This window comes from Pectobacterium artocarpous, from assembly GCF_046159765.1.
Taxonomy (GTDB): Bacteria; Pseudomonadota; Gammaproteobacteria; order Enterobacterales; family Enterobacteriaceae; genus Pectobacterium.
The window spans coordinates 1-18,643 of the sequence record NZ_JBJXVK010000004.1 but is presented as its reverse complement, the minus strand read 5'-3'; the positions used below and the strand labels follow the sequence as shown (position 1 = coordinate 18,643).

General features: G+C 53.8%; 19 protein-coding genes and 5 pseudogenes. 9 read left to right on the top strand and 15 right to left on the bottom strand.

Annotated elements, in window-relative coordinates; genetic code table 11:
• Window positions 1–6: 6 nt before the first annotated feature.
• Together cobA and ACKQAD_RS03260 are read left to right on the top strand one after the other, a co-directional pair.
• Window positions 7–840, top strand: coding sequence for a uroporphyrinogen-III C-methyltransferase (cobA, locus tag ACKQAD_RS03265; RefSeq protein WP_409158824.1), 834 nt, complete (start codon window positions 7–9; stop codon window positions 838–840).
• A pseudogene (locus tag ACKQAD_RS03260) lies at window positions 841–1,063 on the top strand (Rpn family recombination-promoting nuclease/putative transposase); the annotation flags it as partial.
• 189 nt (window positions 1,064–1,252) lie between these two features.
• Here ACKQAD_RS03260 and ACKQAD_RS03255 read toward each other — a convergent pair.
• Both ACKQAD_RS03255 and ACKQAD_RS03250 read right to left on the bottom strand, forming a co-directional pair.
• Complete coding sequence (locus ACKQAD_RS03255; protein ID WP_409158823.1) at window positions 1,253–1,717, bottom strand: YehS family protein; 465 nt, start codon at window positions 1,715–1,717, stop codon at window positions 1,253–1,255.
• An 84-nt stretch (window positions 1,718–1,801) separates the two neighbouring features.
• Complete coding sequence (locus ACKQAD_RS03250; RefSeq protein WP_409158983.1) at window positions 1,802–2,323, bottom strand: 1,2-dihydroxy-3-keto-5-methylthiopentene dioxygenase; 522 nt, start codon at window positions 2,321–2,323, stop codon at window positions 1,802–1,804.
• Window positions 2,324–2,562: 239 nt separating this feature from the next.
• Here ACKQAD_RS03250 and ACKQAD_RS03245 point away from each other — a divergent pair, with 239 nt between their 5' ends.
• The 5 genes from ACKQAD_RS03245 to ACKQAD_RS03225 all read left to right on the top strand — a co-directional run bounded on the left by ACKQAD_RS03245 (window position 2,563) and on the right by ACKQAD_RS03225 (window position 8,084).
• Entirely contained in the window at window positions 2,563–3,543 is a 981-nt protein-coding gene (locus tag ACKQAD_RS03245; RefSeq protein ID WP_409158982.1) for a sugar ABC transporter substrate-binding protein, read from the top strand.
• Window positions 3,544–3,546: 3 nt separating this feature from the next.
• A complete protein-coding gene (locus tag ACKQAD_RS03240) occupies window positions 3,547–5,097 on the top strand; it encodes a sugar ABC transporter ATP-binding protein (RefSeq protein ID WP_409158822.1) in 1,551 nt (516 codons plus the stop codon).
• Window positions 5,094–6,083, top strand: coding sequence for an ABC transporter permease (locus ACKQAD_RS03235; protein ID WP_409158821.1), 990 nt, complete (start codon window positions 5,094–5,096; stop codon window positions 6,081–6,083). The genes ACKQAD_RS03240 and ACKQAD_RS03235 overlap by 4 nt, the downstream gene beginning before the upstream one ends.
• Window positions 6,080–7,078 (top strand): ABC transporter permease, encoded by a 999-nt coding sequence (locus tag ACKQAD_RS03230; protein ID WP_409158820.1) that lies wholly within the window; start codon window positions 6,080–6,082, stop codon window positions 7,076–7,078. The genes ACKQAD_RS03235 and ACKQAD_RS03230 overlap by 4 nt, the downstream gene beginning before the upstream one ends.
• A gap of 64 nt (window positions 7,079–7,142) precedes the next feature.
• The gene (locus ACKQAD_RS03225; protein ID WP_409158819.1) at window positions 7,143–8,084 is read left to right on the top strand and encodes a carbohydrate kinase family protein; all 942 of its coding nucleotides are present in this window, start codon (window positions 7,143–7,145) and stop codon (window positions 8,082–8,084) included.
• Window positions 8,085–8,118: 34 nt separating this feature from the next.
• Here ACKQAD_RS03225 and ACKQAD_RS03220 read toward each other — a convergent pair whose 3' ends face one another.
• The 3 genes from ACKQAD_RS03220 to ACKQAD_RS03210 form a co-directional block, all read right to left on the bottom strand.
• Window positions 8,119–9,147 carry a 2-hydroxyacid dehydrogenase gene (locus tag ACKQAD_RS03220; protein WP_409158818.1) on the bottom strand — a complete coding sequence of 343 codons (1,029 nt, stop codon included), beginning with the start codon at window positions 9,145–9,147 and terminating at the stop codon, window positions 8,119–8,121.
• Entirely contained in the window at window positions 9,144–10,691 is a 1,548-nt protein-coding gene (locus ACKQAD_RS03215; protein WP_409158817.1) for an FGGY-family carbohydrate kinase, read from the bottom strand. The genes ACKQAD_RS03220 and ACKQAD_RS03215 overlap by 4 nt, the downstream gene beginning before the upstream one ends.
• A gap of 162 nt (window positions 10,692–10,853) precedes the next feature.
• Window positions 10,854–11,159 carry an ArsR/SmtB family transcription factor gene (locus ACKQAD_RS03210; protein WP_409158816.1) on the bottom strand — a complete coding sequence of 102 codons (306 nt, stop codon included), beginning with the start codon at window positions 11,157–11,159 and terminating at the stop codon, window positions 10,854–10,856.
• A gap of 85 nt (window positions 11,160–11,244) precedes the next feature.
• On the opposite strand from ACKQAD_RS03210, the gene ACKQAD_RS03205 reads away from it, so the two are divergent.
• Window positions 11,245–12,333 (top strand): NADH:flavin oxidoreductase/NADH oxidase, encoded by a 1,089-nt coding sequence (locus ACKQAD_RS03205; protein ID WP_409158815.1) that lies wholly within the window; start codon window positions 11,245–11,247, stop codon window positions 12,331–12,333.
• A 264-nt stretch (window positions 12,334–12,597) separates the two neighbouring features.
• Here the strand turns inward: ACKQAD_RS03205 and ACKQAD_RS03200 are convergent.
• The 7 genes and pseudogenes from ACKQAD_RS03200 to ACKQAD_RS03170 form a co-directional block, all read right to left on the bottom strand.
• Window positions 12,598–12,858 (bottom strand): annotated as a pseudogene (locus ACKQAD_RS03200) (amino acid ABC transporter ATP-binding protein); the annotation flags it as partial.
• Window positions 12,851–12,994 (bottom strand): hypothetical protein, encoded by a 144-nt coding sequence (locus ACKQAD_RS03195; protein WP_409158998.1) that lies wholly within the window; start codon window positions 12,992–12,994, stop codon window positions 12,851–12,853. The gene ACKQAD_RS03195 and the pseudogene ACKQAD_RS03200, both read right to left, overlap by 8 nt.
• A 109-nt stretch (window positions 12,995–13,103) precedes the next feature.
• Window positions 13,104–13,226: pseudogene (locus ACKQAD_RS03190) on the bottom strand (DNA-binding response regulator); the annotation flags it as partial.
• 69 nt (window positions 13,227–13,295) lie between these two features.
• Window positions 13,296–14,795, bottom strand: coding sequence for a SulP family inorganic anion transporter (locus ACKQAD_RS03185; RefSeq protein WP_409158814.1), 1,500 nt, complete (start codon window positions 14,793–14,795; stop codon window positions 13,296–13,298).
• Window positions 14,796–15,077: 282 nt separating this feature from the next.
• Window positions 15,078–15,419, bottom strand: a complete 342-nt coding sequence (locus tag ACKQAD_RS03180; RefSeq protein ID WP_409158813.1) for a hypothetical protein — start codon at window positions 15,417–15,419, stop codon at window positions 15,078–15,080.
• Entirely contained in the window at window positions 15,400–15,498 is a 99-nt protein-coding gene (locus ACKQAD_RS03175; RefSeq protein WP_409158981.1) for a hypothetical protein, read from the bottom strand. The genes ACKQAD_RS03180 and ACKQAD_RS03175 overlap by 20 nt, the downstream gene beginning before the upstream one ends.
• Before the next feature lie 316 nt (window positions 15,499–15,814).
• On the bottom strand, window positions 15,815–16,297 hold the full coding sequence (locus ACKQAD_RS03170) for a YjjA family protein (protein WP_409158812.1): 483 nt from the start codon (window positions 16,295–16,297) through the stop codon (window positions 15,815–15,817).
• 168 nt (window positions 16,298–16,465) lie between these two features.
• On the opposite strand from ACKQAD_RS03170, the pseudogene ACKQAD_RS03165 reads away from it, so the two are divergent.
• Window positions 16,466–16,618 (top strand): annotated as a pseudogene (locus ACKQAD_RS03165) (IS256 family transposase); the annotation flags it as partial.
• 191 nt (window positions 16,619–16,809) lie between these two features.
• Here ACKQAD_RS03165 and ACKQAD_RS03160 read toward each other — a convergent pair.
• The 3 genes and pseudogenes from ACKQAD_RS03160 to ACKQAD_RS03150 all read right to left on the bottom strand — a co-directional run.
• Entirely contained in the window at window positions 16,810–17,115 is a 306-nt protein-coding gene (locus ACKQAD_RS03160) for a hypothetical protein (protein WP_409158811.1), read from the bottom strand.
• Window positions 17,103–17,366 carry a CopG family ribbon-helix-helix protein gene (locus tag ACKQAD_RS03155; RefSeq protein ID WP_409158810.1) on the bottom strand — a complete coding sequence of 88 codons (264 nt, stop codon included), beginning with the start codon at window positions 17,364–17,366 and terminating at the stop codon, window positions 17,103–17,105. The genes ACKQAD_RS03160 and ACKQAD_RS03155 overlap by 13 nt, the downstream gene beginning before the upstream one ends.
• A 116-nt stretch (window positions 17,367–17,482) precedes the next feature.
• Window positions 17,483–18,643, bottom strand: a pseudogene (locus tag ACKQAD_RS03150) (tyrosine-type recombinase/integrase); the annotation flags it as partial.

The window sequence follows — 18,643 nt, the reverse complement described above, 5'->3', positions numbered from 1 at the left end:
TGTGACATGATGACAACACAATCAATATTGGCACAAGGTCAGCGGCGTCAGCCCGTGCTCGGCGGTGAAATCTGGCTGGTGGGCGCAGGGCCGGGGGATGTGGAACTGCTGACGCTGAAGGCGTTGCGGGCAATCCAGCAGGCGGATGTGGTGGTCTATGATCGGCTGGTGTCGGCGGAGATTATGGATCTGGTGTCGGAACAGGTGCTGTGCATCGACGTCGGAAAAACGCGCGGCTGTCACCGTCTGTCACAGGAAAAAATCAATCAGTTGTTGGTCGAGCTGGCGCAGGCCGGGCAGCGGGTGATCCGTCTGAAAGGCGGCGATCCGTTTATTTTTGGTCGCGGCGGTGAAGAGATGGACTATGCCCAGCAGGCCGGGGTCGTCTGCCACGTGGTACCGGGTATTACTGCCGCGACAGGCTGTGCGGCGGCTGTGGGGTTACCGCTGACCCACCGCGCCTGTGCGCAGTCGGTGCGCTTCGTGACCGGCCATTCGCGCGATGGTGAACCGCAGCTAGACTGGCCGACGCTGGCGGACAGCCAGCAAACGCTGGTGTTTTATATGGGGCTGAGTCACAGCAGTCGATTATGCCAGCGCCTGATCGAACATGGGCTGTCAGCCCAGACGCCCGTCGCGATTATCGAACGCGGCACCCAACCAGATCAGCGGTTATTGACGGCAACGCTGGCGACGTTACCGGCATTACTGGCACGTTATCAGCCGCAGTCGCCTAGCCTATTGGTGGTCGGTGACGTCGTCCGCTTCTGCCGTCATCCGGCGTTGCATGTCGATGCGGCGCCTGCGCGGTTGACAATGGAAAAACATCAAGCCGCCTGACAGCAACATCTGGATCAGGGACATGATCGTTTACCGTTAGGTACCGCTGCTGTTTTATTATGGCAGAGCGCGTCTTTATCCCTACAGTCTTCGCTGGCTGGACAGCTTCGCCGCTCCCGTGCTGGCACAAGCGCTGTATGAACAGCCTTTCCCATTAGTGGATTTAACCGTCATGCCGGACGATGAGATTCGCACGCACCGACGCATGGCGTTACTGGAACTGGAATAGTGTGCAGCAGGTCACTCAGATTGAGAGTGAAGAACTGGAGTAGTTGGTCACGGCTATCCTGCACGAAACACAGCATGGATAGCGTACGAAAAGAGGCTGTACGAAAAATCGAGCGTTGCTGATGCCTGTTACAGAAAAAGGTTAGTCAGGCAACGCTCACGTCCTTTCGCTAACGCGTTGCTTTTAGCCTTTGCGTACTCGCGCCGTTAGTCCTTTCAGAAAGTAGCGGATGACCTGATCGCCGCAGGTGCGATAGTTTTTGTGGTCAGGGGCGCGCATCATTGCGGTAACTTCCGGCACTGAAATGCGGAAATTTTGTTCCAACAGGATCGCCTGAATATCATCCGTTTTTAGCGAAAATGCGACACGTAGCTTTTTCAGAATAATATTGTTGGTCATCTTGCGCTCAAACTGCGGCGCAGGCTGGTTTTCATCTTTGCCGCGTTTTTGCAGGATCAGTCCATTCAGGAAATAACTCATCACGATGTCCGGGCAAGGTTGATAGCCTTCCTCACCCTCTTTTTTGACGTAGCTCGCCAACTGCTGTGGAGGGACGGTCATCTCCACCAGCGCCAGAATCTTCCGCAGGTGGTCATTGTTCAAATTCAGCATATAGCGCACGCTGCGCAGGACATCGTTATTCATCATTACGGAAGGGGTCTCGCCGTTCGTTTTGGTACAAAGCGCACAGTATAAAGGGAACGGCGGAGAAATGCAGAAACGATCGTGGAATTAGTGAAACGTCTCCCGTCCGGTAAAGTGCCCGACCCAGCCTTCTGGATTGGTAAAAATACGGATCGCGACAAAATCAGGACATTCACCGCAATCAAACCAGTGTGGCGTGTTGGCGGGAACGCGTAAGAGGTCGCCGGCCTCGCAGGTAAGCTGGAAAACCTGTTCGCCCATCGGTACAAAGAAGATGCCGCTTCCGTGCACAAAAAAGCGCACTTCATCTTCACTATGGGTATGTTCCTGAAGAAATTTTTCCCGAAGTGCCTGTCGCTCCGCGTGATCTGGCGTCAGGCTAATTACATCGGCAGAGGTATAGCCCTCCTGCTGTTTGAGCCGCTCAATATCGGCATGATACTGCATCAAAATGGTTTCGCTGCTGGCATCGGGCGGCGGCGCGTCGGTCTGCCAGTGTTCTAACTGGATTCCGGCGCTGGCGAGCAGGGCCACGATGTCAGTAAACGCGGTGAGCTGCTGGACGGGCTGTGTGATGTGCGGGCGGTGATAAATCGAGAGCGTTGTCATGGTCGTTTTTCTCATCAGAATAGAAGAGCCTTAACCATTCCTTTTATAGGGACAAAAAACAAGATGCTTTTTTTATAACTTATTCCTTCCAATTCAATGATTAACAATCATTACATTTGCTGAACAACGCTATTTCTATTTAATTACTAGCCATTATCATTTTTGTTATTTCGATTTAACTTTTCCCGTTGCTAATCTCTTTCACTGCTAATAATTTTATAAAAACCGGGATAAACATGATGAAGACTCGCTTTTCTCGTCTCGCGGCATGCGTGCTGGCGACAGGGGTAATGACCTCGGTTCAGGCGGCGGATGAGACACTGTCATTGAAGGGAAAAACCATTGGCGTTGCTGTGGTGGGAACACAGCATTTTTGGGATCGTGAGGCTTATAAAGGCGCGACCGAAGAAATTGAGAAACTCGGTGGGCAGGTCGTGGGCGTGGATGGCGGACGTGATAATCAGGTTCACGCTAATAACCACGATATTCTGCTGGCGCGCAAAGTCGATGCGGTGATCAGTATTCTCGGCGACAGCGCGGTAGAGCCAAAATTTAAAGCGCTGCGTGAGGCAAAGATTCCGGTTTTTACCGTCGATCATGTCTCGTCTTACTCCATCAATAACACGACGTCGGATAACTATGCGATCGGTTCGACGATTGGGCGCTATACGGCGGATGCGCTAGGTGGAAAAGGAAATATCGCGGTATTCAACGCGTTCTCCAACGCGCTGCACATCTGCGGTATTCGCTATGACTTGTGGAAATACGTTCTGCAAGATTATCCGGGGATCAAAATTATTCAGCCTGAGCTGGCTGAACAATATTCCAACTCGCCTGAAGACGCGCGCAAGAAAACCCTTGAACTGCTGAGCCAGCATCCGAAAGGCACGCTGGATGCCATCCACGTTGCCTGCTGGGATCAGCCTGCCATCGGCGTGGTGCAGGCCCTGCAAGAAACCGGACGTGACAAGGATGTGAAGGTCACGGCGATTGATGCCGGGCCAGAAACGCTGGAAATTATGGCGGAAAAAGGCAGCCCGTTTGTTGCTAACGTCGCGCAGCAACCGCGCCTGATCGGCGCCACATCGGCGAAAAACGTCGCCCGTTATTTCGCGGATGCCACGCTGTTGCCGCAGACGTTTGTGCCGGTTTTGCCCGTCAAAGGGGAGGCAGAAGCCAAGGCGGTCTATAAACAGCTTGGCTATGGCGACCTGAAATAGTCTATGGTGGGATATGATTTAGCCCCGTCGCCTTCCGGCGACGGTCTGGCCATGATGCACATCAGCAAGCTGTTTGCGGGGATTTCCGCGCTGGATAACGTATCGCTAACGGTTCGTCCGGGAGAGATTCTCGGTCTGATCGGGGAGAACGGTGCGGGGAAATCAACCTTAATCAAGGTACTGGCTGGCGTTTGTGCCGCAGATGGTGGTGAGATTGCTATCGATGGGCAGCGGTTGACCAACGTGACGCCAGCGGTTATCCACGCGCACGGCGTGCGTTTTATTCATCAGGAACTGCATCTGATTCCCCACTTTACCGTGGCGGAATCGGTGTTTCTCGGACAGGAACCCGTGAATCGCTGGCGAGGTGTCGATCGTCGTGCGATGCGGCGTGAGACAGAGCAGTTTTTTCAGCATACCTTTAATTTATCGATAGACGCTAACCGGCTGATTCGCGAATTAAGCCTGGCGGAACGCAAGCGGGTGCAGATTGCGCGGGCGCTGATTGACGGTAAGGCGCGACTGGTGGTGTTTGATGAACCGACCGCGCCACTCGAAGCACGCGAAGCCGCGCAGCTATTGGATACGCTCCAGACGCTCAAGCAGCGTGGTATCGCCATTATCTATGTCTCTCACTATCTTAATGAAATTGCGGATATCTGCGATCGCGTCACCGTGTTGCGTAATGGTAAGGGCGTGGCGACGTTGGACGATCCTGAAACGAAGGATATCGATGGAATGATTCGCCTGATGGTCGGGCGAGAGATCGCCAGCCTATTCCATGGCGAAAAAAAGAGAACGGTCACAGGGACGCCCTTGTTACAGGTTGAACAGCTCACGGATCGGCAGCATTTCCAACCGATCTGTTTTCAGGTGGCGGCGGGAGAAATTGTTGGTATCGCGGGGCTGTTAGGTTCGGGACGTGAGGCGCTGATTGATGCGCTCTATGGTATTACGCCCGCCCGTGAGGGACATATCGCCATTGATGGTCAGGTATTGCGACCGCGTTCACCGATACAGGCGATCGCACAGAAAATAGCGCTGGTGCCGCGCGATCGTCGCCATGACGGACTGATCTTACCGCTATCCGTGGCGGACAATATCAATCTGGCCTCCTTGCCTGCGGTTGCCTGGCGTGGCTGGCTACAGCGTAAGAAAGCTGCTGCGCAGGCGAATCATCTGGCGCAGACGCTGGATATCCGACCGCGTGGCGTGAGCCTGCCGGTGCGTCATTTAAGCGGTGGAAACCAGCAGAAGGTCATACTGGCGCGCTGGCTGAAGACGGATACCCGTTTGTTCATCTTGGATGAACCGACGTTGGGTGTCGATATTGGCGCGAAGGCGGAAATTTATCAGCTCACCCGACAGCTCGCTGCTGAGGGGCGGGCGGTTATTGTCTCTTCCAGCGACTATGGCGAACTGCTGGGGTTGTGCGATCGTATTCTGGTGATGTGGCGTGGCGAACTCATCGCCGATGCTGCGACTGAACAGCTCTCTCTGGATAGCCTGCTGGCGTTGACCAGCAGCGGCAAAGCGTGGGAGGCGGTATCATGAGCACGTTACATTCCATCCGCCCGACATCGCGTTTAGCCTGGCTTGTCAATCATATTCCCTTGCTGCTGTTTGCCGCGCTGCTGCTATTCCTCTGCTTGAGTGCGCCTTATTTTCTCAGTTGGCAAAACATCACCATTATTTTGCGGCAAAGCGCGCCGCTGGCGATCCTGTGCTTCGGGCTAGTCTGCGTCATTACGGGCGGCGGTGACGATGTTGTCTCCGGCGGTATCGATCTCTCGCTGCCCGCGATTGCGGTACTTGCCGTCGCGATCATCAGCGACGGTTTGACGAATGCAAGTATCAGCTACCCGTGGCTGATTGCGCTGGTGGCAGGGGCTGCGCTATTGGCGGGTACGGTGAATGCCGCACTGGTGGTGGCGATTCGGCTACCGCCGCTATTAGCGACATTAGCTTGCTCCGTGGCGGTTATCGGACTCACCAATTTGCTCACCCAGCAGCGGCGCATCAGCGTTAGCGACCCGGTGATTGTGGCATTTCGTGATAGCAGCCTGCTCGGGCTGCCGCTGGCAGTCTGGTTCATGCTGCTGGTTTTTCTCTTGTTTCAGTTTCTTGTTCACCATAGCCGCTGGGGCCAGCATTTGCAGGCCGTGGGGGGAAACCGCGAAGCGGCGCAGTTGTCGGGAATTTCCCACACGCCGCTGGTTATCGGTTCGTATCTGTTAGGGGCGATGGCGGCGGCGTTGGCCTCGTTGACGCTGGTAGCGCAAGGATCAGGCAGCTCGCCCGGTACGGCAGAACCGCTGCTGCTGGAGATGGTATTGGCGACATTCCTTGGTGCGGCGTTCTCGCGTCGTCGGGTGGTCACTATCTGGGGAGCATTGCTGGGCACGCTGCTGGTTAACGCGCTGTCGAACGGTCTGACGCTGCTGCGGGTCGATATTTTTTGGGTCGGCGCGATTAAGGGCGCACTGATTCTGGTGGTGCTCACCGCCGCCTCATTAAGCAGACAAAGGGGTCACACGTGAAAGGTTCTTCTTTGGCGGCACAGTCTGCGCTGCCGGGCAGTAGGCTTGGGCTGTCTTTTTTTATCCGCTATGGCTTTCTGGTCATTTTGCTGGTTTTTCTGGTGTTTTTCTCACTGCAAAACCCGATATTTTTAACGCCAGGCAACTGGGGGAATCTGTTGCAGGGCAGTGCGGTACTGCTGATTGTGGCGCTGGCCATGACGTTGGTGGTGACCGCGGGCGGGATTGACCTGTCCGTGGGCGTTGCGCTGGATTTTGGCGCGGCCTTTGCGCTGGTGGCGCTCAAAGTCTATGGTCTGTCATGGCAGGCTGCGGTGCTGGCCGCGTTGGCGGGGGGCGCGCTGGTGGGGGTGGTGAATGCGATGCTGATTATTCATTGCCGAATTAAGCCGTTTTTGGCGACCATGGGGACATGGTTTATCGGTAGCAGCATCGAGCGTATCTACACCGAGGGCGGTGGGCCGATCGCTTACCGCCGGATGGCACCGCAGTACCACGAACTGGCCGTGGGTGAACTGTGGGGCATTCCGGTGCCGATCGTGATCGTCGCGGTACTGTGGCTTGCTTATTACCTGTTTTTTGAACGGACGATTGCCGGTAAACGTATTCACGCGATGGGCTTGAATGCGCCTGCGGCGCTGATTGCCGGGGTTAACGTGCGGCGCACGATGTTCTGGCTGCTGATTGTCACGTCAATGACGTGCGCTATCGGCGGCGTGGTGTTATCCGCCAATTTGCGGCAGTTTACGCCGCTGGCTGGGCAGGCGTACCTGATGGACGCCATTGCCGCCGTGTTCATCGGCACCGCGTTCCACGCGCAGGGGCGACCTAACGTGGCTGGGACGCTAATCGGTGTGCTATTTCTCGGCATGATTGCCAACGGTTTGAACCTGATGGGGCTAAATTTCATCGTAAAAGATGCGCTGAGCGGCGTGATTTTAGTGCTGGCGCTGGCGCTCTCTTTCCTGCAAGGGCGACTGCGCCAGCGGCAATAAAAAATGAATCGAATACGAATAAAAAACAGAACGTGAAGAAGCAGAATGTGAAGAAGGAGCGAGCGTGAGTCAGTTTGATGCAGTTTTTGTCGGATTAACCATTCTGGATATTGCAGGCCGGCCAGTGAGCGGTTTGCCCGAAGGCGGCGGCGTACATTTTATCGATGAAATTCGTCTTAACCCTGCCGGGACGGCCAGCGGTGCGGCGATGAACGCGGCTAAATTGGGTATCCGCACGGCGACGGCAGCCTGCCTCGGTGAGGATGAAAAAGCCGATTTTATTTTGGCGACCTATCGCAAACTGGGTATCGACTGCTCTCTGGTTCAGAGAACGACGGCGGCATCGACCTCGGCGACCATTCTGACCATTCGCCCAGACGGTGAGCGTCCGGCGCTACACTATCGCGGCGCGTCAGATCACCTGTTCATTGATGAGCAGGACTTTGATGCCGTGTGTAATGCGCGTTTCTTACACCACGGCGGCACGGGGCTGCTGGCGAACATGGATCGGGGCCAGAGTGCGCATCTGCTTCGACACGCCAAAGCGAAAGGGCTGACGACCAGTTTCGATCTGGTCGCGCCAAACGCCGAGACGCTGGCGCTGCTGACGCCGTTGTTGCCGGATGTGGACTATTTTATGCCCTCGCTGGACGAGGCTGAGTTTATCTCCGGCCTGACTAAGCCGGCAGAGATCGCGGCTTTCTTCCTCGATCGCGGCGTTGGCACCTGTATTTTCAAAGCGGGAGCGACAGGCTCTTACGTGTTCGGTCAGGATATTACGCTACGTATCCCTGCCTATCGCGTGGCGGTATCGGATACGACCGGCTGCGGCGACAGCTACTGCGGTGGCTTTATTGCCGGTCTGGCAAAAGGCTGGGAACTGGAACAGGCCTGCCAGCTCGGATCGGCGGTATCGGGGCTGGTCGCCACCAGTCTGGGGTCTGATGCGGGCGTAATTGACTGGGAACATACGCTGCGGTTTATGGCAGAAACCCCGACCTATTAGTATGAGACGCTGACCTACCAGAGCGGTGTTACGTCTATTTCCATTCGTAAAGCAGCGGTTCACCGCGAATGAACCGCTGTAGGTCGGCGGCAATCATCGCGGTGTGCTTCACCAGCGTCTCCCGCGTTGCGCCGGCAATGTGCGGCGTGAGCACCACGTTATCAAATTCGGTAATAAACGGATGATGACGCCAGAGCGGTTCGCTGTCGTAAACGTCAAGTGCGGCACCTGCCAGCCACTTTTCGCGTAGCGCGGCGATCAGGTCGGCTTCGACAATCACGGCCGCACGCGAGGTGTTGATCAGGTAGGCAGTAGGGCGCATGCTCCTTAGCCTGTCGAGGTTGACCAGCCCTTTGGTCTGCGGTGTGCTATTCAGATGCAGGCTGACGAAATCGGACTGCGAAAACAGCTCATCCAGCGTGGTTTTTCGAATACCCGGTTCATTAATCTCTTCGGCGGCGACATACGGATCGGCAATCAGTAACTGCATCCCAAAGGCGCGCGCCAGTTTCCCGACCCGATGACCAATGCTGCCATAGCCGATGATGCCGAGCGTCTTGTTACGCAGTTCGCCGCCTTTGAAAACTTCATACGGACTGTGTTTGTCTACGTCCCATACTACATCTTGCCGCAGTCCCGCCTGAGTCTGTAGGGCGGTGTTGGTTTCGCGTGTGAATTCCCCGCGTTTCAGGGCGCTATGGGCCTGAGGGATGTGGCGTGCGGCATTCAACATCAGCGCCAGCGTTAATTCTGCGGCGGCATCCGCATTACGTCCGGGGGTATAGAGCACCGGAATGCCTCGGCGGCGGGCGGCTTCGATATCGATGTTTACCGGGTTGGCGCGGGTACAGGCAATAAGCCGCAGGTGAGGGCAAGCCTCAATGACGCGGGCGGTAATATTGTCATAGCTGGTGACGATGACGTCAGCGTTCCCCGCCAGTCGAATCAGCGCCGCTTCACTCAGCGTGGGGAGACCGATGGTCCAGCCATCCACAACTAATTCTCCCAACGCCTGAAAGGCATCAAGGCTGCCGCCATACTCGGCGGTAAATACGATCTTCATGAGGCAATGCTTTCCTGTGAGGTGGAAGACGTATGCGAAGGCATGGCGCTGTCGTTCTTTAGTACATTAAGCGCTTGAGCACGCGCCTGCCAGAGTGGCTGTAGCTGGTCTCGCAGTTGGCGAAACACCGGAAACAGGGTCTGATACTGGCGATGGGCGTCGGCATCGGGGAGATACGTTGACACCTGTGCGTTGACCGCAGGAACGAGGTTGGCACTTTCTCCGATGGACAGGGCGGCGAGGCGCGCAGCCCCGCATGCGCTCAGCTCTTTGACCGAGCTGGCGATCACCCGCCGTCCGGTACAGTCCGCAATAATTTGCAACCAAATCGCTGAGGCGGCGCCGCCACCGGCAATGTAGAGATCGCCGTGGGGAGGATAACCGCTGAGCGAATCGGTTATCGCATAGGCGAGTCCCTCAAAAACCGCGCGCAGTAGATGTGCGTTGGTCGTGGATTGCTCGATACCAAAAAATCCCGCTCGTGCTGAGGGACTGTAAAATGGTGCTCGCTCGCCATTAAGGTAAGGCTGATAGAAAACGCCGCCGCTGCCAGGAGGAACGCGGGCAATACGTGCGTTGATGGTCTGAAAGTCGGCATCGTCAGCCAGCGTGCTTAACGCCCAGTCGATATTCGGCGTGCCAGACTGCATCGCGAACAGATTGAGATAGTGGCCCGGCCAGGCGTGTGCGACAAACCGGGTTTGCAAACTCACCTGCGTTAAACCACGGCACACAATGCCGGTGCAGCAGGTGGTGCCAAGAATAGTAAAAATATCGCCGTCGTGAATGGCACCGATGCCCAGTGCGGCGGCAGACACATCCAACGCTCCCGCGCAGACAGGGATTCCGGCGGGCAAACCCGTCTGTGTGGAGACGGCATCGCTGAGCGTGCCGGCGATGTCATCGGGATAAAGCAACGGCGGAAAAAGTGGTCTGATGGCGTGTAAGTCCAGCTTATCCAGCACGGTTTTTGACAGCGTTTCGCTATGCAGATCCAGCAGCGACGTACCGGCGTCCGTTAACTCCAGATTTGCCTGTCCCGTTAGTCGAAAGCGAACCCAGTCTTTGGCGAAAAAGAAGTAATCGGCGTCGTTCAGTGTCTCCGGCTGGTGGTGTATCAACCAGCGTAACTGCTGTGTGCTGTTGCACGGGAGCAGGGGAGAACCGGTTTCGGGAAAGAGTGTCGCTTCCAGATTCGGGCGCTGTTTAAGCTGATGAACCTGTTCCGCCGTCCGGGTATCGCTCCAGAGGATGGCTTGTCGGATAGGGTGCCCGTGGCGATCGCTCAGCCAGACGCCTTCTCCTTGGCCTGTCAGCCCGATGGCCCGCATGTGGCCGTAGCGTAACCGCGGCGAAGCGGCCAGCGTTTTCAGGGTGGAAAGTACGCCGTCCCATACATGATGCATATTTTGTTCGGCATAGCCAGGACGAGGAGAATCGGTAATGGTGTTGGCTGACGCAATCTGAAGTTCGTTGAAATCGGTATCGAATAACACCGATTTGACCTTTGAGGTCCCGATATCAATGCCAATGTAGTAATCCATCCACGCTGCCTCATAAAACCCGTATCAGTACCAGAATAATGGAAAAATGACGGCTGCTATATTCATAGAATTGCAAAGCAAAGTGTCAATATTGAAATAGCGAGAGAGTGGAATAGCGGATAAGAAGCAATGGCGGGAAGCCCGTCGCTGGCGTGAAAAAACTTACTCTGTGGGTTGAGACAGTATGGCGTCGAGCAAGCCAGGGAAGCGCTGTTGCATTTCGCTGCGGCGTAATCGGTTGATGTGCGTAGTGCCGCTGTTGGTGGTGTGCAGCAGGCCCGAGTCGCGTAAAACGCGAAAATGGTGCGATACGCTGGATTTCGGTCGACCCCCGTCAAGCTCGCTACAGGTGGCTTCTCCCTGCACGGCCAGATGGCGGACGATTTCCATCCGCAAGGGGTCGCTCAAGGCGTACAGGACGCGCTCAAGGGTGAATTCATCGGGGGCGGGGTGCTTAAAAGGTCTCATGGGCGAATTATAGCGTCAGGGTTGTCTAAAATCTATTATTCGAATAATATCGAAATATCGAAGCAACCAGATAAGGTAGGAAATTATGTCCGCACTGTTTCAACCCTTCAAACTGAAAGAGATTACGTTACGCAACCGCATTGCTGTTCCTCCGATGTGTACCTATTCCGCGAATGACGGCCTGATCAACGAGTGGCATCGGGTGCACTATGCCTCGCTGGCGCGCGGTGGTGCTGGGTTGGTTATCGTGGAAGCGACGGCTGTCGCCCCTGAAGGCCGCATCACGCCGCACTGTGCAGGCATCTGGAACGATGAGCAGGCGCAGGCGTTTGCCAAGGTCGCCAAATCCATTAAGGATGCAGGCGCCGTGCCGGGAATTCAGATCGCCCACGCTGGACGCAAAGCCAGCGCGAATATCCCCTGGGAAGGCGACGACCACATCCCCGCTGGTGACTCACGTGGCTGGCCGACTATCGCTCCTTCCGCGGAGGCTTTTGGCGCGAATCTGCCTAAGCAACCGCAGGAAATGACGCTGGACGATATCGCCCGCGTTCGTGATGACTTCGTTGCGGCGGCGCGCCGTGCGCTGGAAGCCGGGTTCGAATGGCTGGAACTGCATTTTGCTCACGGCTATCTGGCACAGAGTTTCTTCTCCGTTCACTCTAATAAACGCAATGATCAGTACGGTGGCAGTGTTGAAAACCGTAGCCGTTTTCTGCTGGAAACGCTGGTTGCCGTTCGCGACGTGTGGCCACAACACCTACCACTGACCGCCCGTTTCGGCGTGATTGAATTTGACGGACGTGATGAAGAAACCTTGCAGGAATCCATTGAGTTGACGCGCCGTTTCAAAGCCGCAGGGCTGGATATGCTCAGCGTCAGTATCGGTTTCTCTACGCCGGAAGCGAAAATTCCGTGGGCACCGGCCTTTATGGGGCCGATTGCTAAACAGGTACGCGAGCAGGCCGATCTGCCTGTCTCTTCTGCCTGGGGTTTCGGCACACCGGAACTGGCTGAACAGGCTGTGGCATCGGGCCAGTTGGATCTGGTGATGGTTGGGAAAGCGCACTTGGCGAACCCGCACTGGAGCTATCAGGCTGCCCGCGAACTGGGCATCGAACGTGCCTCATGGACGCTGCCAGCACCGTATGCCCACTGGCTGGAACGTTATTAATTACTGTCATTGCCTCAATATTTTTGTGACAGTCAGATGCGTTCCAATACAAGGTAAAATCGGGTTTCGTGCGTGAAAACTGAGGAATTTTCTGTGGCATTGATGCCACGCCCGACTTAGGGTGCCCAATCGCCGGCACCCTAAAAACCCAGACTTTTGGCGGGAATTATGCCGCCAAAGTGGTTCCTTTGGTGCCCATGCCCGCTTTTCGAGCCGTCAGTGACGCGGATCCTGCAAACAGGCCAGACTGTTTTGGCTGGATAATTAAAAGGCCCGCTCGGCAAAGCGAGCAAGAAAAGCCTGTGTACGCGGTTGCTGCGAGTTTTTCAGCACCTGTTCGGCGCTGCCTATTTCATGAGCCACGCCATTCTCGATAAAGATGACTCGGTCGGCGAAGTGGTAGGCGAATCCCAGTTCGTGTGTGACCAGCAGCAATGTACGTCCTTCGCCCGCTGATTTGCGGATGGTGTGCAGCACTTCCCTCACCAGTTCCGGGTTCAGTGATGAGGTCGGATCATCAAATACCGACTTTAGCCTGTTGCAATGCCAGAGGAGGGTTGCTGTAATCTTTCTGTGCCATGAATTGCTGGAATTCAGTGCGTATCGCGTCCGGCCTCTGCGGTTCGGTATAGATGTTGCTGATGGCGAAGCATTGCCACATAAGCCTTGCAATGATGATCACGGCGGCGAGCTGTAGAGAAATGATGCGGAAACACAGCTAACGCCATAGCGCCTTTTTTCTGACAGAAAGATCGATTTTTTCATCATACTCACCGGAATCGGTAGCAGACGGAGCGGACGGTGATGAGCACATTGATCATGCTGTGCTGGTTGCGTTTTTTCCTGAGATTGTGGACGTGGGTATCAACGACACGATCCAGCGCTTCGCTGTCCAGCACGGCATTTGGCGCAACGGCGGAAGACACTCCCGCCTCATTCCAGGGCAATCATACGGAGTTAGCTTAGAGATGCCCTGACAGGCGCTGGTGAATTTTGGTGCTATGGGTATCCAGTCCGACGATCGCGACCTTCGCATCGTAGCGATGATAGCGGGTTTCGATCGCGTCGAGCGCAGCCACGCTGGAGGCGTCCCAGATTTGGGCGTGCGTCAGGTCGATGGTGACGTTTTGCGGGTCCTGCGCATAGAGAAAGTGCTCAAAGAGGTCGTTGCTGCTGCCGAAGAATAGGGGGCCGCGCACCGTATAATATACCGACTGTCCGTCTTCACTCACCTGACGCTCCGCGTGAATGACGTGCGCCACGCGACGCGCAAATAGCAGGATGGCGAAAATGACGCCGCCTGCCACGCCGATAGCGAGGTTACCCGTCGAGACAGTGGCGACAACCGTCACGATGACCACCAGCGTTTCCGACAGCGGCATCCGCTTCAGCGTGCGGGGATGCAGACTATGCCAGTTCATCGTTTTGAGCGCGACGATCATCATAATACCGGCCAGCACTACCATTGGAATCTTCGCCATAATCTCGCTCAGCCCGGTCACCAGTAGCAACAACACCAGGGCGGCGGCGAGAGTGGAAATACGCGTGCGCGCTTTGCCTAACTCCACGTTGACCATGGTCTGGCCGATCATCGCGCACCCGGCAATGCCGCCGTAGAAACCGGCGAAGATATTGGAGACGCCTAGTCCCCAGCACTCGCGACGCTTGCTGGATGGCATATCTGTGATGTCGTCGACCAGTTTAGCGGTTAACAGCGATTCCATTAGCCCGACAAAGGCGATACTGAGCGCGGTCGACCAGATGATATGCAGCGTTTCAAGATTAAGCGGCACCAGCCACTGGGTGAAACCCGGTAATCCAGGTCGCATGGGGCCTGCATCGCCAACGTTAGGCACCAAGATGCCGGTAAAAATAGCGATTGTGGTCACTGCCACAATGGCGATCAGCGGCGCGGGAATGCTTTTCACCACATAAGGTAGCAGCAGAACAATCGCGATCGTCAGCGCAAACAGCAGCCAGACGAGCGAGGATTGCCCGTAAATATGCGGCACCTGTGCGGCAAAAATCAGGATGCCCAGCGCGTTTACAAAACCGATCATTACCGAGCGCGGTATGTAGCGCATCATCCTCGCCAGCCCGGCCAGCCCAAACAGAATCTGGATGATCCCCGCCATGATCACCGCTGGCAGAATATAGGCTACGCCGTGTGCGTGGACCATCGGGCCGATGACCAGCGCTACGGCTCCCGCCGCTGCGGTCACCATTGCCGGCCTACCGCCGAGGAAGGACATGGTGAAACACAAGACGATGGAGGCTATCAGGCTGACTTTCGGATCTACGCCAGCGATGATAGAAAACGAAATCACTTCTGGGATAAGCGCCAGCGCGGTGATGGTGCCCGCCAAAATCTCACGCATCAGCAGAGAAGGGGAGCGCAATGCGGCAAGCGTTGACGTCGCTGATGGTGCTGGCGTCGGCGTTACGTCGGGTGATGATTTCATAATGTGCAGGCTCTTACTTTTTCTTAATTATTGGTCAATGACAAAAGGCGGGAGAGGATAAATTATCGGCAGTATAAAAGATACTGTCCTTTGTTGATGGGCAAGGGAAAATTTGTTCAGGTACGAAGGGGCGGATAGTATTTTCACCCTATCCGCCACCGTCGCATTTTCTCCGTGGAAAATCAGGCGTCAATCGTCAGAATGGCCATAAATGTTTCACGAGGAATATCGCTTTGAGAACCCAACGTTGTGCTTTTTATTCTCCCGTTGTTTACGGATTAGCTACTGTTTTTGCGACTGGCTGCCCTGAAAACCCTGCGCCAATGCGATCTTGTGCAGCGGCGGGATGTCTTCGCGTGCGATAACGCGATTACCGACTTTCGCCTGAACAGGAACGGGGTACAGCTTGTGCGGAATCACGTATTTCAACACTTTCACGATCTCGGTCGCTCGCGTCCATACCTCATGGCGGGCAATAATGAAGGAAAAAGCATCGATCAACTGACTATCAAGATAGATGTCGCAGTGCACTAAATCGGAACGCCGATAGCGAGATGGTTCGTAATCCAGCGTGACATAGCCTTGTGTAAGCGATTTTAGGTTATCAAAAAAGCCGAAAATCATCTCGTTGGGCGATGGTTGCGGTCAGCTCGATAAAGCGATCGTCGAGGGTGGATTTGCCATGATCGACATGGGCAACAATGCAGAAATTACTAATCTGAGGTGTACAGATAGAAAAGGCATTTCACATCGTGATGTTCTGCCCGGTAACGCGCAATAGCGTGCGACGTTGAGAGCAGACAGAGAAGTTCGCGCTGAAAAAATCCAGCAAAGATGAAAATCAAAAGATGTCAAAGTGAAGAGCCGCGGCGATGATAGCACGTCACACGGTGGCCCTTGTCCTGGATTCACTATACATCCCAAAGCCAGTAGTGTTTACGCTTGCCATTGAGGTGTCAGCTCGGGCCGCGACAAATGTAAATAAACAATAAGGGCTAATTAATCAGCCCTTAGGAATATCAGGAAAGGAACTTCACACCTTGCTTCAAGACGAGATCGCACGCTTTGGTCTTCACCTTTTCAGCCAATGGCGTATTTCCAATATTATTCAGGTTCAGCTGTTTTCCATCGCGGGTGTTTAAGAGACCGGCTAATCCCTGCGTATAATCAGTCTGTTGTTGTTTTTCTTGCTGAGAAGTCAGACCAAGTTTATCCAACAATTGATTTTTGATGTTTTCTGTATTGGTTGCGGAAACCAGCTTCTGCTTCACACAGTATTGCAGGATGCCTGCCGCGTTGTTCATGTTGTCGGCACTTAACGCTTGATTTCCACCATTGAGCAACCCTGCTAATCTACCCAATCCATCGGATGAAGCACTGTTCTGACCTAGTTGGTTAACCGCGCTGGAAAGTGAATCCTGCAAACCTGCTGCTTGAGTGTAGCCTGTAAGCATAAAAGCAGCTAAACCAATGGCACTGACTACGTTTTTGATTGATTTCATGACACCTTTACTCTTTGTTAACGTCCACGCCGTAGAAAATACCGCGAAATATCGTACTTAAAAAGCAGAAATCTCTGCATTGTTTCTCTTCTTTTACTTGAATTTGTTACGGTTTCTATCGAGTTGTTTTCTGCATCCTGGTTATCTACCCGTTCTTCTGGGGAATCCAAGATGTTCGCAACAGATGACTCAGTGCGGAAAGTGGTTTATCTGGCGATACAGTCGGCGTCGAAAAAATGGAGCATGCCAATCCAGAACTGGCGGCTGGCAATGAGCCGTTTTATTATCGAGTTCGGTGACCGCCTGAGCGATCACCTTTAATAGGTCGGCAGAGAATTATTTACAGGGTCGGTATGTATTTCCTGATGGTAGCAATATGTATTCTTATTTTGATGCTCCAGCGATTCAAGAGCATCATAGGATATATCACGTAATGCCTTTTATTACATACGAGGTCTTGAACTAACTTGTACAACCTCAAACAGTCTGACAATGGCTGTCAAGTTTGTGACTCAGTAATAATCATTTTCCTTTTGATGCTTAAAACCGACTACAATATAACGTCCCTGAGCGTCAATGAAATAACAGTATTCATAACCCGAATCGCCATAAGGGATAATCACTTCATATAAAAAGTCATTTTCGTCTTCTTCATCAGAGATGAAGCCAGTACCCAGCCCTTTTTCAAGGTTATCCAGACTATCAGCGATGGTGTTCTTAACATCGTTAATGACGTAGCCTGCGGAATTATTTTCGAGGAAGGCCAGACAGCGATTAATACCTTGGCGAGCCTTTTCCGTCACGATCACTTGTGGCATTCAGGAAGATCTCCGTTTTTGCCACTCCGCAGAAAATCAACGACTTCTTTACCCGTTAAATGATTACCTGTGTTGAGGTAATTTGCATATGCGGACTGTGCCTGCTGGCGTAAACGTTCTTTCTGTTCTTCTGTGTCAACATAGGAAACGATGGCCTGCTTCATCAGATAATGTTTTGTTCTCTTGCGCTTAGCCGCCAAGCGTGCAAGCCTTTCTTCAAGTTGGGTATCAAGTTTTACGGAGACTGGCATGTTAACCTCCCGAAGTCATTCTGGGTAATAAAGGGTAATACCTTTTATTACCCTGTTTGGGATGAAAAGTCAAACAAGCTCAGATCACACACGGCGGCTATTGCTGGCTAAGATCATTATCCCTTCTGCGCAAACTCAAACGGCCTAACCATCCTGCTGCTGTTAGCATCCAGAAAATCAGCCCACCATTGCAGCATCAGGCGGCGTTGTTCAAGATGTTTAGCTTTATGGGTATAGGCGGCGCGAACGTTGTTCTTTTCCATGTGGCTCATTTGAAGCTCAACCACATCTTCAGGCCAGATACCCGATTCAATCAACGCACTACACGCCAGCGTTCGGAAACCATGCCCGCACAGATCGGTTTTGGTGTCATAGCCCATTTTGCGCAGTGCTTTGTTGATAGTGTTTTCGCTCATAGGCTTCATTGCATCATAACAACCAGTCAGGATACAGCCGTTATCACCGTTAACGTCATAGGTGAGGTCTTTTAGCTCTGCCAAAATTGCCAGAGCCTGATTACACAGAGGAACATAATGTTTCCTGCGCATTTTGGCACCACGTCCTGAATGCTTTATACCTTCAATGGCTTCAAGCTGTTCAGGAATAACCCACAAACCGCTTTTGAAATCGATCTCTGACCAACGGGCAAAGCGGAGTTCGCTGGAACGGACAAAAATCAGTAGATTGAGTTTTGTCGCCAGTTGAGTCAGTCGGCTACGGCCTTTATAGCCTTCAATACGTTCCAGCAGGGTAGGTATCTCTTCCAGTTCAATAGCGGGGCGGTGTTCCGTCTGTGGCTTTTGAACCGCACCTTCCAAGTCATAGGCAGGATTGAAACGGATCATCTTTTGCTGGACGGCATAACGCATGATGGCAGTAGCGTACTGCTTCACCCTCATGGCAATTTCCAGATAACCCAGCTTCTCTATCTTTTTGATGGGAACCAGCAGATCGCCTGTATCCAGTTCAGCAATATCTTTTTCACCAATATCAGGGAACAGATAAGTTTCGAGCCGTGTCCAGACAGAACGCTGATAATCTTCTGACCATGTGGTTTTGGTGGCAAACCAGCTTTTGGCAACGGTTTTGAAAGCGCGGGTGTTGTTACGCTTTTCCTGAAAACCGCTTTGTTGTCAGCCTGTTTTTTGGCGCTCGGATCAATTCCAGCCGCCAACAGCTTTTTCGCTTCATCACGTCATTGTCTGGCATCAGCCAGTGAAGCTGTAAGCGCACCCGTTTTAGTTCCACACACTTTTTGAGATTTCCGGGTTTTCAGC